The organism is Bradyrhizobium frederickii, from assembly GCF_004570865.1.
Lineage (GTDB): Bacteria > Pseudomonadota > Alphaproteobacteria > Rhizobiales > Xanthobacteraceae > Bradyrhizobium > Bradyrhizobium frederickii.
In genome coordinates this window covers 272923-285852 of sequence record NZ_SPQS01000002.1, presented here as the reverse complement: position 1 = coordinate 285852, position 12930 = coordinate 272923, and the positions used below count along the sequence as shown (strand labels likewise).

The 12930-nt window shown below is 65.1% G+C and carries 14 protein-coding genes; 3 read left to right on the top strand and 11 right to left on the bottom strand.

Annotated elements, in window-relative coordinates; genetic code table 11:
* Positions 1–58: 58 nt before the first annotated feature.
* Positions 59–883 carry a 3-hydroxybutyrate dehydrogenase gene (locus E4K64_RS04135; protein WP_135162296.1) on the bottom strand — a complete coding sequence of 275 codons (825 nt, stop codon included), beginning with the start codon at positions 881–883 and terminating at the stop codon, positions 59–61.
* Between the two features lie 179 nt (positions 884–1062).
* Between E4K64_RS04135 and E4K64_RS04130 the strand changes: the two genes are divergently transcribed.
* Complete coding sequence (locus E4K64_RS04130; protein WP_167771796.1) at positions 1063–1944, top strand: LysR family transcriptional regulator; 882 nt, start codon at positions 1063–1065, stop codon at positions 1942–1944.
* A gap of 195 nt (positions 1945–2139) precedes the next feature.
* Here the strand turns inward: E4K64_RS04130 and E4K64_RS04125 are convergent, their stop codons facing one another.
* Both E4K64_RS04125 and E4K64_RS04120 read right to left on the bottom strand, forming a co-directional pair.
* The gene (locus E4K64_RS04125; RefSeq protein ID WP_135162294.1) at positions 2140–2856 is read right to left on the bottom strand and encodes a peroxiredoxin-like family protein; all 717 of its coding nucleotides are present in this window, start codon (positions 2854–2856) and stop codon (positions 2140–2142) included.
* A gap of 97 nt (positions 2857–2953) precedes the next feature.
* A complete protein-coding gene (locus tag E4K64_RS04120; protein ID WP_167771795.1) occupies positions 2954–3127 on the bottom strand; it encodes a hypothetical protein in 174 nt (57 codons plus the stop codon).
* Between the two features lie 15 nt (positions 3128–3142).
* Here E4K64_RS04120 and E4K64_RS04115 point away from each other — a divergent pair, with 15 nt between their 5' ends.
* Together E4K64_RS04115 and E4K64_RS04110 are read left to right on the top strand one after the other, a co-directional pair.
* On the top strand, positions 3143–3625 hold the full coding sequence (locus E4K64_RS04115; RefSeq protein ID WP_135162293.1) for a cupin domain-containing protein: 483 nt from the start codon (positions 3143–3145) through the stop codon (positions 3623–3625).
* 93 nt (positions 3626–3718) lie between these two features.
* On the top strand, positions 3719–4921 hold the full coding sequence (locus E4K64_RS04110; RefSeq protein WP_135162292.1) for an MFS transporter: 1203 nt from the start codon (positions 3719–3721) through the stop codon (positions 4919–4921).
* Here E4K64_RS04110 and ccoS read toward each other — a convergent pair.
* The 8 genes from ccoS to ccoN form a co-directional block, all read right to left on the bottom strand.
* A complete protein-coding gene (gene ccoS / locus E4K64_RS04105) occupies positions 4918–5085 on the bottom strand; it encodes a cbb3-type cytochrome oxidase assembly protein CcoS (RefSeq protein ID WP_135162291.1) in 168 nt (55 codons plus the stop codon). The genes E4K64_RS04110 and ccoS overlap by 4 nt on opposite strands.
* On the bottom strand, positions 5085–7268 hold the full coding sequence (locus E4K64_RS04100) for a cation-translocating P-type ATPase (RefSeq protein ID WP_135162290.1): 2184 nt from the start codon (positions 7266–7268) through the stop codon (positions 5085–5087). The genes ccoS and E4K64_RS04100 overlap by 1 nt, the downstream gene beginning before the upstream one ends.
* 11 nt (positions 7269–7279) lie before the next feature.
* Positions 7280–7765 carry a FixH family protein gene (locus tag E4K64_RS04095; RefSeq protein WP_135162289.1) on the bottom strand — a complete coding sequence of 162 codons (486 nt, stop codon included), beginning with the start codon at positions 7763–7765 and terminating at the stop codon, positions 7280–7282.
* A gap of 15 nt (positions 7766–7780) precedes the next feature.
* Positions 7781–9247, bottom strand: coding sequence for a cytochrome c oxidase accessory protein CcoG (gene ccoG / locus E4K64_RS04090; protein WP_135162288.1), 1467 nt, complete (start codon positions 9245–9247; stop codon positions 7781–7783).
* Positions 9248–9369: 122 nt separating this feature from the next.
* On the bottom strand, positions 9370–10245 hold the full coding sequence (ccoP, locus tag E4K64_RS04085; protein WP_135162287.1) for a cytochrome-c oxidase, cbb3-type subunit III: 876 nt from the start codon (positions 10243–10245) through the stop codon (positions 9370–9372).
* Positions 10246–10251: 6 nt separating this feature from the next.
* A complete protein-coding gene (locus tag E4K64_RS04080; RefSeq protein ID WP_025034779.1) occupies positions 10252–10416 on the bottom strand; it encodes a cbb3-type cytochrome oxidase subunit 3 in 165 nt (54 codons plus the stop codon).
* 13 nt (positions 10417–10429) lie between these two features.
* Positions 10430–11164 (bottom strand): cytochrome-c oxidase, cbb3-type subunit II, encoded by a 735-nt coding sequence (gene ccoO / locus E4K64_RS04075; RefSeq protein ID WP_135162286.1) that lies wholly within the window; start codon positions 11162–11164, stop codon positions 10430–10432.
* A 12-nt stretch (positions 11165–11176) separates the two neighbouring features.
* Positions 11177–12826, bottom strand: coding sequence for a cytochrome-c oxidase, cbb3-type subunit I (gene ccoN, locus E4K64_RS04070; RefSeq protein WP_135162285.1), 1650 nt, complete (start codon positions 12824–12826; stop codon positions 11177–11179).
* Positions 12827–12930: the final 104 nt, after the last annotated feature.

Here is a 12930-nt window from a genome sequence, read left to right as displayed (position 1 = left end):
GTGAGCTTGCACCGATCGAATATTCACACGTCGCTGCGGCTTGTTGCGCCGGCCCATCTCAATGCGCGGTCCAGCCGCCGTCGACCGGAAGCGCGATGCCGGTGATCGAAGCGGCCGCGTCCGTCGACAGGAACACCGTCAGCGCGCCGAGCTCTTCGACCGTGGCGAAGTGCTTGTTCGGCTGCTGCGCCAGCAGCACGTCGCGGATGACTTGGTCACGGGAGATGCCGTGCGCCTTGGCCTGCCCGTCGATCTGCGCTTCGACCAGCGGCGTATAGACGTAGCCCGGGCACACGGCGTTGCAGGTGATGCCCTCCTCCGCCGTCTCCAGCGCCGTGACCTTCGTCAGACCGACGATGCCGTGCTTGGCGGCGACATAGGCTGCCTTGAATGGCGAGCCGACCAGCCCGTGCGCGGAGGCGATGTTGATGATCCGGCCAAACCCGTTCTGGCGCATCGCCGGCAGTGCGAGCCGCGTCGTGTGGAAGGCCGAGGTCAGGTTGATCGCGAGGATCTGGTCCCATTTCTCGACGGGAAATTGCTCGAGCGGCGCGACATGCTGGATGCCGGCGTTGTTGACGAGGATGTCGAGCCGGCCGGACTGGGCGATGGTCGCCGCGATCATCTCGGCGATCGATCTCGGCCTGGTCATGTCGGCCGGCGAGTAGCTCGTCTTGACGCCAAACTCGGCGGCGATCTGCTCGCGTGTCCGGCCGATCTCGCTGGCGACGCCGAGGCCGTTCAGCACGACATCGGCGCCGGCCGCGGCCAGGGCACGTGCGATACCGAGACCGATGCCGCTGGTCGAGCCCGTGACGAGCGCGACCCTGCCAGCCAGCGCGCGTGCAGGCTGCGATGTCTGCGGCTTCAGCGGTATGTTCATGGCACGGTCTCCGTTGGCGATGACTGGGTTTCAAGCCTTCGCAGAACCCTGGAGGATCGCCGGCCCAAACGGAAATACCGGCTGGCTTCCGACTCCATACGTCCGCGCTATCGCAGGCGGGATGTCATTTCCCGCTTCGATCGGCTAGATTTCCGGCCGATCTTGCTGGGAGCCGATCCATGGAAATGCACCAGGTCCGCTATTTCCTCGCGGTGGCGCAGTTGCTCAATTTCACGCGCGCGGCGGAGGAGTGCAACGTCACGCAGCCTTCGCTGACGCGCGCGATCAAGCAGCTCGAGGCCGAACTCGGCGGCGACTTGTTTCGCCGCGAGCGACCGGCGGCGCAACTGACCGAGCTCGGCCAGCGCATGCATCCGCTGCTGAAGCAGTGCTATGATGCCGCGGTCGGCGCGCGCTCGCTCGCCTCCTCGTTCAGGAGCGGAGAGGTCGGCGCGCTGCGTATCGCGCTGACGCATTCGATCGATCTGGCATTGCTGATTCCGCACCTCAACGAGATCAGGCGGCAGTTCAACCGGCTCGAATTGCGCTTCCTGCGCGGAACGAGCCGCGAGGTCGCCGATTTCCTCAAGAAAGGAGAAGCCGAGCTCGGCATCGCCGCAGAGATCGACGAGGCCTGGGACCGGCTGGACACCTGGCCGCTGTTCACCGAGAGTTTCGAGCTCGTCGTTGGCGACGGACATCGGCTGGCCGGCCGCAGCAGCATCGAGCTGGACGATTTGCGCTCGGAGCAATTGCTGAGCCGGACTTTCTGCGAGCATTCGCGCCGCATTGCCGCGAGCCTGCGCGAGCACGGCATCGAACATGGCCACGAGATTTCGAGCGAGCGCGATCTGATCGAGCTGGTCGAAGCCGACATCGGCGTCGCCATGGTGCCGCACACATCGCCTTTGCCGGAAACGCTGACCCGCGCCACCGTCGCCGGACTGGACGCCCGCCGCACCGTCAGCCTTTACGGCGTGGCCGGCCGGCAGCGCACGGCGGTCGCCAACGCCGTGATGCGCATGCTGCGCGGCGCCGACTGGCGGGAGATTGCGGGCTAGCAAGGCGAGCACCCTCGCTCTAGCGAGATGCGAATTGCTGCGCCCTCGCTCCTTGTGAGAGAGGGCAGCGACGCTGGCAGATCCGAACTCACTTGGGTGAGGGGTATATCTCGGCGGACATCCCTGTATGGGGCTAGATACCCCTCATCCGGCGCTCCGCGCCACCTTCTCCCGCAAGGGGAGAGGAAGAAGTGCTCAGTTCTCCCGGTTCGCGCTCTCCAGCGCCGCGAGCAGATCATCGATCTCCATGCGCTTGCGGAAATCGGGATCGACGAACCGTGCTTTGACGATCCCGTCGCGGCCGACCACGAACACGGCCGGGATCGGCAGCATCCAGCCGTCATTGCCGTGAAATTTCGCCATGTCCTGATACGACAACAGGTGCTGGATCTCGGCGCCGAGCCAGATCGCGAGATTAAGCGACAGCGCATAGCCGTTGTCGAGATCGGTCAGGATCGGAAACGGCGCGCCGGATTCGGCCTTGAGCTGACCAGTGTATTCCTGCGTCTCCGGCATGATTGCGACGACCTGTGCCTCCATGGCCTTGATACGGTCGAGTGCCTGGACCACGGCACGGACATTGAGCCTGCAATAGGGACACCAATGGCCGCGGAAGAACATCACGGCGAGCGGACCGCGCTCCAGCAGCGCAGGCATCGCGACCAGACGTCCGCCCTCGTCCGGCAGCATGAACGGCGGCATCGCATCGCCCGGACGCGGCGCGGTCTCGCCGCCGCCGTTCCCGCCCAATCTCGCGACCAGGCGATCGACTGCCTCGCCATAGGCCGGAAAGACCGCACGACTGGCATCGGCATAGGCGCGGAGCTGCTCGTTCAGCGTGCCGTCCATGTCGCGGCAGCGCTGGAAGGCAAGCCTGAGCTGTTCGGCATCGGCTGGCGAGAGAGATGTCATCTTCTGCTCCGGCATTGCATTCGGTGAATATTAGTTTCCCGGTTCGGCCGACCGCAAGGGGCGGCCGCGAAACCGGGCGCCAATCGAGCCCGCCCTGTCATCGGACGCCGAAAGGGACGAATGCGGAAATGCCGTTACCCAATCGGATCGATAGCCGCCGCGCATCAACATAGCGCATCGCTATCGCATCGAGAGCAAGCCGGCATTTCAGGATCGACGCGATCTCGACCAAGCTCCCGTCATAGCCGGCGACCAGCGAGGTTGCGGCCAACACAGGAGACTTCCCATGTCCAAGCATCCCACATTGTCGCGCCTGGTCTGGTCCGGCCTCGCCGTCGTCGGCGCGCTGACATTCGCGTCGCAGCCGGTCGTCGCGGGTGAATGCCCAGCCGACAAGGTCAAGCCGAACGCACAACAGATGGTCGACTACAAGCCGGTGGGCGTCACCGACGTGACGCTGGGCGCCATCGACCTCGGCAAGCAGCCCGCCCATATCGAGGGTCGCGAGCTGCGCTTCCGCAAGCTGACCATCGCGCCCGGCGGCATCGTGCCGTGGCACAGCCATGACGACCGTCCCGCGTTGATCTTCGTGCAGCAGGGCGAGATCGTCGAATACGCCTCCAACTGCGTCGATCCGATCATGCACAAGGCCGGCGACATCCGTCCCGAGGTCCACGGCACCTCGCATTGGTGGAAGAACCTCGGCAAGGAGACCGTCATCCTCTATGTCGGCGACGTCCGCAAGGATCCCAACGACCACCACATGTAAGGACGCGCTTGGGGCTTGCATCCCCACCATTCCGGGCCTGGCGCTGCTGCGCCATCCCGGAATGACCACCCACAATATGCGGACAATCACGCCATGACCGACCTTTCCACGCCGATCAAGCCGTCCGCAATGGCGATGGACGCGCATTTGTCCGGTCTCGTGCTTCGCTCGGTCGTGATCGGGCTGACCGCATTCCTGACGGTCGTCGACCTGTTCGCGACGCAGGCGATCCTGCCTTCGCTGACGCGGCACTACGGCGTCACGCCCGCTGCGATGAGCTTTGCCGTCAACGCCGGCACCTTCGGCATGGCCATAGCCAGCCTCGTCGTCGGCTTCTTCAGTCCGCACATCGATCGGCGGACCGGCATCCTGCTCAGCCTGACGCTGCTGGCGATCCCCACCAGCCTGCTCGCCTCGGCGCCAAATCTTGCCGTCTTTACTGCCTTGCGGGTCGCGCAGGGCCTGTGCATGGCGTCCGCCTTCGCGCTCACCCTCGCCCATCTCGGGGAGCAATGCAGCGCGATGGACGCCGGCAGCGCCTTCGCGGCCTACATCACCGGAAACGTCGCCAGCAATCTGGTCGGCCGGCTGATCTCGGCGGCGGTTGCCGATGGCCTTGGCCTCGCCTGGAATTTCTATTTGTTCGCGGCCCTCAATCTGGCGGGCGCGGCGCTGGTCTATTTCACCATTCGGCGCGTGCAACCGATGCATGCGATGACGCCGACGGCTTCGCCGCTTGCCGCCACCATCGCGCATTGGCGCGATCCGCGATTGCGCGCGGCCTACGGCATCGGCTTCTGCATCCTGTTCGCCTTCATCGGCACCTTTACCTTCGTCAATTTCGTGCTAGTGCGCCCGCCGCTGGCGCTGGGCATGATGGATCTCGGCCTCGTCTATTTCGTGTTCCTGCCGTCGGTCGTCACGACGCTTCTGGCCGGCAGGGTGGCATCAAAGCTCGGAACGCGTCCCACGATCTGGGGGGCGCTCGCCGTTGCTGGCATCGGCCTGCCGCTGATGCTGACAGCGCGGCTGCCTGAGGTGCTCACCGGCATGGTTCTGGTCGGCGTCGGCACATTCTTCGCGCAGGCCGCCGCCACGGGCTTCGTCGGACAGGCGGCGACTGAAAACCGCGGCATTGCCAGCGGGACGTATCTTGCATGCTATTTCGGCGGCGGGCTGGTCGGTACGGCCATGCTCGGGCGCCTGTTCGACGCTTTCGGATGGCCCGCATGCGTGGTCGGCGTCGGCGCGGCCCTTGCCGCCGCGGCCCTGCTCACCTTCGCCCTGAAGCGCTAGCGCTTGGCTGGGGCTTTCGGCGCCGGCTCGTCGTCGGCGATGGCGCGCCAGGCGGCACCGTCGAGATCATCGTACTGGCCGCTCTTCAGCGACCACAGGAAGGCGACGAGACCGGCACCGCCGAGCATCAGCGCCAGCGGGACCAGGATGACCAGGATCTCCATCACACGATCTCCCGCGAGGTGCTGCGCGCGCGTAGCGAATTCAGCATGACCAGGATCGACGATCCGCTCATGGCAGCCGCCGCGATCAGGGGCGTCACGACGCCGCTGATGGCGACCGGCACGGCGAGGACGTTGTAGCCGATCGCGAGCCAGAGGTTCTGCCGCATCAAATGCAGCGCCTTGCGCGAGGCGTCGATCGCGGCAACGACCGGGGCCAGGGGCCGGCCGAGGAAGACGAGATCGGCGGTGGCCTGGCTCAGATGCGCGGCCGAGATCGGCGACATCGAGACATGGGCCGCCGCCAGCGAGGGCGCGTCGTTCATGCCGTCGCCGACCATCAGCACCTTGGCACCGCGCTGCTTCAATTCCTCGATCCGCGCGATCTTGTCGGCCGGCGTGACGCCGGCGCGCCATTCGGGGATCTCGAGCGCACTGGCCGCCGACTTCACGGCCGCCTCGCGATCGCCGGAGAGAATCTCGATGCCAACGTTGCGCGCCTTGAGCGCGGCGATCACGGCCTTCGCATCCGGACGCAGGCCCTGCCGGACCGAGAGGACGAATCTCTCGCTGCCCTTGCTGAACGCGACGATGGAGGCCTCGGGATCGACGCTGCCGACCAGTGCCTCCGCGCCGCAGAAGGAGGGGCGACCGAGGCGAAGCTCGACGCCGTCCACGATCGCACGGACGCCCTGCCCGGCCTCTTCGACCGCACCGACGACAGGCGATCTGGCGCCGGCGGCCTGCGCGACGGCGGCGGCGACCGGATGATGGCTCGACAGCGCGAGCCGGCCGGCGAGCTCGAAGATGTCGACGGGGATGTCGGCGGCATTCATCACTTCGAGATCGGGCAGCGTCAGCGTGCCGGTCTTGTCGAAGATGACGTGGTCGGCCTCGGCCAGCCGCTCGATCGCGTCGCCGGAATTCAGCAACACGCCGGACTTGAACATCGCGCCGGAGGCGATGGTCTGCACGGTCGGAATCGCAAGCCCCAGCGCACAGGGACAGGTGATGATCAGCACGGCGACGCCGGTCACGATCGCATCATGCCAGGACGCTCCGGCAATGACCCAGCCGAGGATGGTCAGAAGCGCGGTCGCATGCACCACGGGCGCGTACAGCCGCGAGGCGCGGTCGGCGAGGCGCATGTAGCGCGAACGGGCCTGCAGCGCGTTGTCGAGCAGCCGGGTGATCTCGGCGAGCAGCGTCGCCTCGGAGGCGGCCGAGACCCGCACCCGCAGCGTGCCGGAGATGTTCATCGATCCCGCATAGACCGGCGTGCCCTGCTCGGCCGTGACATAGAGCGTCTCGCCGGTGATCAGGCTCTGATCGATCTCGGAACGCCCCTCGATCACGGTGCCGTCGACCGCGCAGCGCTCGCCGGGCCTGAGCAGCACGATGTCGCCGGGATTGATGGCCGCCACCGGCACCTGCGAGATTTCGTCGGGACCGACGAACTTGGCGGCCGTCTCCGCCTTCAGCGCGGCGAGATTGCCGGCGACCGCGCGGGTCCGCCGCCGCATGTTCTGGTCGAGGAAACGGCCGACCAGGAGGAAGGTCAGCAGCATGATCGCCGCGTCGAAATAAGCGTGCTCGGCGTGGTGGATGGTCTCGACCACGGACATGCCGAGCGCGAGGATCACGCCGATCGAGATCGGCACGTCCATGTTGGTCGTCTTCGCCGACAGCGCGCGCCAGGCCGAGCGGAAGAACGGCTGGCCGGCATAGGCCGCCGCCGGCAGCGCAATCAGCGCCGACAGCCAGTGGAAGAAGTCGCGCTGCTCCGGCAGCATGTCCGAGACGTTGCCCGACCACACCGGGATCGACAGCATCATCACGTTCATGGTGGCGAAGGCGGCGACGCCGAGGCAGCGCAGCAGGAAACGCGATTCGGCGACCTCCGCCACCTCCGCGCTCTCGGTCTCGAACGGATAGGCCTTGTAACCGAGCTCCTCGAGCCGATCGATGAAGCGGCCGGGGTCGAGCGTGCCCGCCTTCCATTCCAGCGCGACCCGGCGGTCGGTGAGGTTGACGCGCGCCAGCGTGACGTCGGGGATGGCGGACAGGCCGCGTTCGATCTTGGCCATGCAGCCGGCGCAATGAACGCCTTCGACCGCGAGATCGATGTGCTGGACGCCCTCGCCCGCGGCCCGGACGTAGTGCGAGAAATCCCGCGTGACGTGCATGACAAAATCCTTCAGTTCAGGATCACGCGGTTGCGCGACAGGAACACGCGCGTCCCCCGCGCCTCGCCCTCGATCACCAGGTCCCACTGGCCTGGCGCGACGGATGCGGCATCGCCGCGATAGAGGCCGATACCGGCTTCGGTGAGCTCGACGGCGAGATCTGCGCGCTTGTCGGTCGGCCGCTCCAGGCGTCCGCCGAATTTCAGCCCCGAGATCGGCTGGCCGCCGGCATCGCGCGCCTCGACCTGGACCACGGCACCGCCGTCGTTGCGGCGCTCGATATGGGCATTGACCTTCCATTTGCGCAGCGCCTGGTCCTGCGCCGCCGAGATCTCGCGGTCGTAGGTCAGGCCGGCAGCATAGGCGCTGTCGACTTCGGTGCCGGGCAGCGTCGCGATCGCCAGCTTCATCATGGTGACGTTGACGCCGATCACGAGGCCGAAGAAAGCGACCAGCATCAGGAAGACCTTGGTTCCGGTCAGCGGCTTGGATGACATGATGGTCTCCTCGACTTACGGCGCGACGAAATTGTCGGTGGCGCTCGCGGCCACGCCCAGTCCGATGTCCATGACGTGGAAGCGGACCGGAATCGACTTCTCCGGATTGTTCTCGGCCGGCGCGGTGACGAGCAGCCGCAGCTCGCTGGTGGAGTCGCGCGGGATCACGATGATCGGCCGATCCGGCGTCACCGAATCGACGCCAACGACGTGCATCGTGGGATTGATCGGTCCCTCCACGTCGATGGCGATGGCGCGATCGTAGCCGCTCTTGTTCAGCAGCCGCACCGTGTAAGCGTTGCGGATCGAGCCGTCGCTGAGCTTGACCGCGACCGGGTTGCGGTCGTGCAGCACGTTGACGTCGAGCAGGCTGCGGGTCGCCAACGTATAGACCATGAAGCTGCCGACCGCCGCGATGATCGCGCTGTAGACGATGGTGCGGGCCCGGACGATCCGGTAGATCGGCGCCTTGCCTTCCTGGCGGCGATGGATGTTGATGTCGTTGTCGTAGCCGATCAGCCGCTTCGGCCGGCCGATCTTGGCCATCACGTTGTCGCAGGCATCGATGCAGAGGCCGCACTGGATGCATTCCATCTGCGGTCCGTTACGGATGTCGATGCCGGTCGGACAGACCGCGACGCATTGGTAGCAATCGACGCAATCGCCGACCTGCTGGCCCAGCGCGCGCAGCTCGGCGGCCTTCTTGACCGACGTGCGCTTCTCGCCGCGGTCGTAGCGATAGGTGACGTTGAGCGCCCATTCGTCGGTGAGCGCGGCCTGGATGCGCGGCCACGGGCACATATAGGTGCAGACCTGCTCGCGCATGTAGCCGGCGAGGATATAGGTCGTCGCGGTGAGGATGCCGATCCAGATATAGGCGAGCATCGGCCCCTGGAATGTGACGAGCTCCTTCACCAGGGTCGGCGCGTCGTTGAAGTAGAGCACCCAGGCGCCGCCGGTCCACCAGGCGATCATCAGCCAGATCGAATGCTTGAGCACGATCTCGGAGACGCGCTCGAGCTTCAACGGATCGGACGATTTGGCCTTTTTCATCCGCTCGCGCCGGTCGCCCTCGATCAGGCGTTCGACCGCGTAGAACAGATCGGTCCACACCGTCTGCGGACAGAGATAGCCGCACCAGATACGGCCGCCGACCGAGTTCATCAGGAACAGCGCCACCGCGGCCACGATCAACAGGCCGGTGAAGTAGTAGACCTCCTGCGGCCACAGCTCGATGAAGAAGAAGTAGAAGCGGCTGTTGGGCAGATCGATCAGCACCGCCTGGCTGGGGGCGCCGAGGCCGCGGTTCCAGCGCACGAAGGGCAGGAAATAGTAGATGCCGAGGCAGATCGCCATCAGGCTCCACTTGATCCGGCGGAACGTGCCGGAGACGCTCTGGGGGTAGACCTTCTGGTGGGCCGCATAGAGCGGCCCGACGTCGTCCACAGGCTTCAGCTCGTTCGGATTGACGGTCTTGTTCATCGCTTGGAACTTCTAAAAGAGGTGCGATTAAACCTAGACCCGACACCGCCGCGTCAGTTGATCCAGCTCAAACGGGGGCACTTTTGTTCACCCCCGTTTGAAGCCTTTGTGTCGCGGATCCGCTATTTTCCGCCGCCGAGCGAGTGGACGTAGACCGCCATCGCCTTGATGGTGGCGGGATCGAGCCGCCCTTCCCAGGCCGGCATCACGCCGGCACGACCCTGGCTGATGGTCTCGATCAGGCTCGCTTCGTCGGAGCCGTAAAGCGAGATCTTGTCGGTCAGGTTCGGTGCGCCCATCTCCGGGTTGCCCTTGCCGGCGTCGCCGTGGCAGGCGACGCAGTTTTCCGCGAAAATCTTCTGGCCCTTGGCGGCGTCAAATCCGTTGCGGGTCGACAGGCCCGACAGCGACCGCACGTAATTGGCGACCGTGACGATCTCGTCCGGCTTCAGCACGCCATCCTTGCCGAAGGCGAGCATCTGGCCCTCATGCGTCTTGGCATGACCGGAACGCGCGCCGAACTGGATGGTCTGCATGATCTGGTCGAGCGTGCCGCCCCACAGCCAGTCGTCGTCGTTCAGGTTCGGATAACCCTTGGCGCCGGCACCGCCGGAGCCGTGGCAAGGCGCGCAATTGTCGCCGAACACGGTCTTGCCCTTGGCGCGGGCGAGCGCCAGCAAGGCCGGGTCCTTCTCGATATCGACGAGCGAGGCCGTGCCCAGCGCCGCCATCTTGTCACCGCGGATCTTCTCGAGGTTGGCGAGCTCGACCGCGACGTCGGCGCGTGAGGAGTAGCCGAACATGCCGGTGGTATTGCTGGAGATCAGCGGCCAGGCCGGATAGACGACCCAATAGCCGATCGACCAGATGATGGTGAGGTAGAAGGCGATCACCCACCAGCGCGGCAGCGGCGTGTTGAGCTCCTTGATGCCGTCCCATTCGTGGCCGGTCGTTGACTTGCCGGAGACGGAATCGATGTCGCTAGAATGATCGGTCATGGTTCTCTACTCCTCCCGCAAGGGCAGGTGCGCTGCCTTGTCGAACGCAGCCTTGTTACGGGGCCAAAATGCGTAGGCGATGATCGCGAGAAAGATCGCGACGAACACCGGTGTCCAGATCGTCGTCACGAGATCTGACGCAAGATTGTGGACTGTAAGGATGGCTTTCATCGTTCATGCCTTCTCAGCGAAGATTGGCTTTCTCGTTGTAGATCTTGAAGTCGACCAGCGTGCCGAGCATCTGCAGGTACGCGACGAGCGCGTCCATCTCGGTCGGCGTACCGGCCTTGCCGTCGAAATTGCGCACGACGGCCTTGGCGTAACGCTTGGTGAAGGCGTCGCCGCCGGCATTGTCCGGATCGGCCTGGGCCTTCAAATCGGCAGCCGCGCTGGCGATCTGATCGTCGGTGTAGGGCACGCCGACGGTCCGCAGCGTCCGCATGTGGTCGGCGATCGCGTCCGGATCGACCTCGCTCCTGCTGAGGAACGGATAGCCCGGCATCACCGACTGCGGCACGATCGCGCGCGGGTTGGTCAGATGGGTCACGTGCCAGTCGTCGGAATACTTGGCGCCGACGCGGGCAAGGTCCGGACCGGTGCGCTTGGAGCCCCACTGGAACGGGTGGTCGAACATGCTCTCGGCCGCCAGCGAGAAGTGGCCGTAGCGCTCGACCTCGTCACGCAGCGGGCGGACCATCTGCGAGTGGCAGAGATAGCAGCCCTCGCGGACGTAGACGTTGCGCCCTGCCAGCTCCAGCGGCGTGTAGGGCCTGACCCCGTCGACCTTCTCGATCGTGCTCTTGAGGTAGAACAGCGGGGTGATCTCGACGAGACCGCCGATCGCGATCACCAGCAGGATGCCGACGATCAGGATGATCGAGTTCTTTTCGAAGACTTGGTGGCGTGTCCAGAACGACATTGCTTTAGCTCCTCATTCCGCCGGCTGGAGAGCGACGGGCATCTGGACTTCCTGCTCGCCGACGCGAACCGTCATCCAGAGATTGTAGGCCATGATCAGCGAGCCGATCAGGAACAGGCCGCCGCCTGCGGCGCGGATGATGTAGAAGGGATGCATCGCCTCGACGGTCTCGATGAAGGAATATTCGAGGAAGCCGAGCGAGGTGTAGGCGCGCCACATCAGGCCCTGCAGGATGCCGGACACCCACATCGCCGAGATGTAGAGGACGATGCCGAGGGTCGCGATCCAGAAGTGCCAGTTGACGAGCTTCAGGCTGTAGAGGCCCTTGCGATTCCAGGCCCACGGCACCAGGCAGTAGAGCGCGCCGAAGGAGACGAAGCCGACCCAGCCGAGCGCGCCGGAATGCACGTGGCCGATGGTCCAGTCGGTGTAGTGGCTGAGCGAGTTGACCACCTTGATCGACATCATCGGGCCTTCGAAGGTCGACATGCCGTAGAAGGCGACGGAGACCACGAGCATGCGCAGCACGGGGTCGGTGCGCAGCTTGTCCCAGGCACCCGACAGCGTCATCAGGCCGTTGATCATGCCGCCCCAGGAGGGCATCCACAGCATGATCGAGAAGGTCATGCCCAGCGTCTGCGTCCAGTCAGGCAGCGCCGTGTAGTGCAGATGGTGGGGACCTGCCCAGATGTAGAGGAAGATCAGCGCCCAGAAGTGGATGATCGACAGCCGGTAGGAATAGATCGGCCGCTCGGCGCGCTTGGGGATGAAGTAGTACATGATGGCGAGGAAGCCGGCGGTCAGGAAGAAGCCGACCGCGTTGTGGCCGTACCACCACTGGAACATGGCGTCCTGGATGCCGCCCCAGGCGACGTAGGACTTCGAGCCGAACACCGAGACGGGAAGCGCGGGGTTGTTGCCGAGATGCAGCACCGCGATCGTCACGATGAAGGCGAGATAGAACCAGTTCGCGACGAAGATGTGGGGCTCCTTGCGCTTGATGATCGTGACAAGGAAGACCAGCAGATAGACGACCCAGACGATGGTCAGCCACAAATCGGCATACCATTCCGGCTCGGCATATTCCTTCGACTGAGTGACGCCCAGCAGATAGCCGGTGCCGGCGATCAGAATGAAGAAATTGTAGCCCAGGACGACGAACCACGGCGCGAGGTCGCCGGCGAGGCGCGCGCGGCAGGATTTCTGCACCACGTAGAAGGAGGTCGCGATCAGCACGTTGCCGCCGAAGGCGAAGATCACGGCGGAGGTGTGCAGCGGCCGCAGGCGGCCGAAGCTGATCCAGGGCAGATCGAAGTTCAGCGCGGGCCAGGCCAGCTGCGAGGCGATGATGAGGCCGACCAGGAAGCCGGCAATACCCCAGAACATCGCCATGAACGCCGAGAACTTGATCGGGCCCATATTGTAGTTGGGGCGTCCGTTGATCTCCGCCGGCGGCAGCGCCGCCGGGCGATCGAGGTAGCGGTTGACGATGACGAACAGCGCCGCGAGGCTCGCCGCCGCGCTGAGCGCGGCATGGAAGGCGAAGGGCGCATCGAGCGCCTTGGCCGAAGCGACCACGCAGAGGAAGGCGGTGACTGCGAACACGACAGCCAAGCCGCTTTCACCGATAGTCATGGATTTGGAAATGGAGGGCTGGCTCATGCGGATTCTCTCTGAAAGAACACACCGCCAGAAACCACATTCACTCTCACCGGGAATTGATTGAAATCAAGAGCGGCACTTAAGTTCTCCGCGGCGGCCGAAGA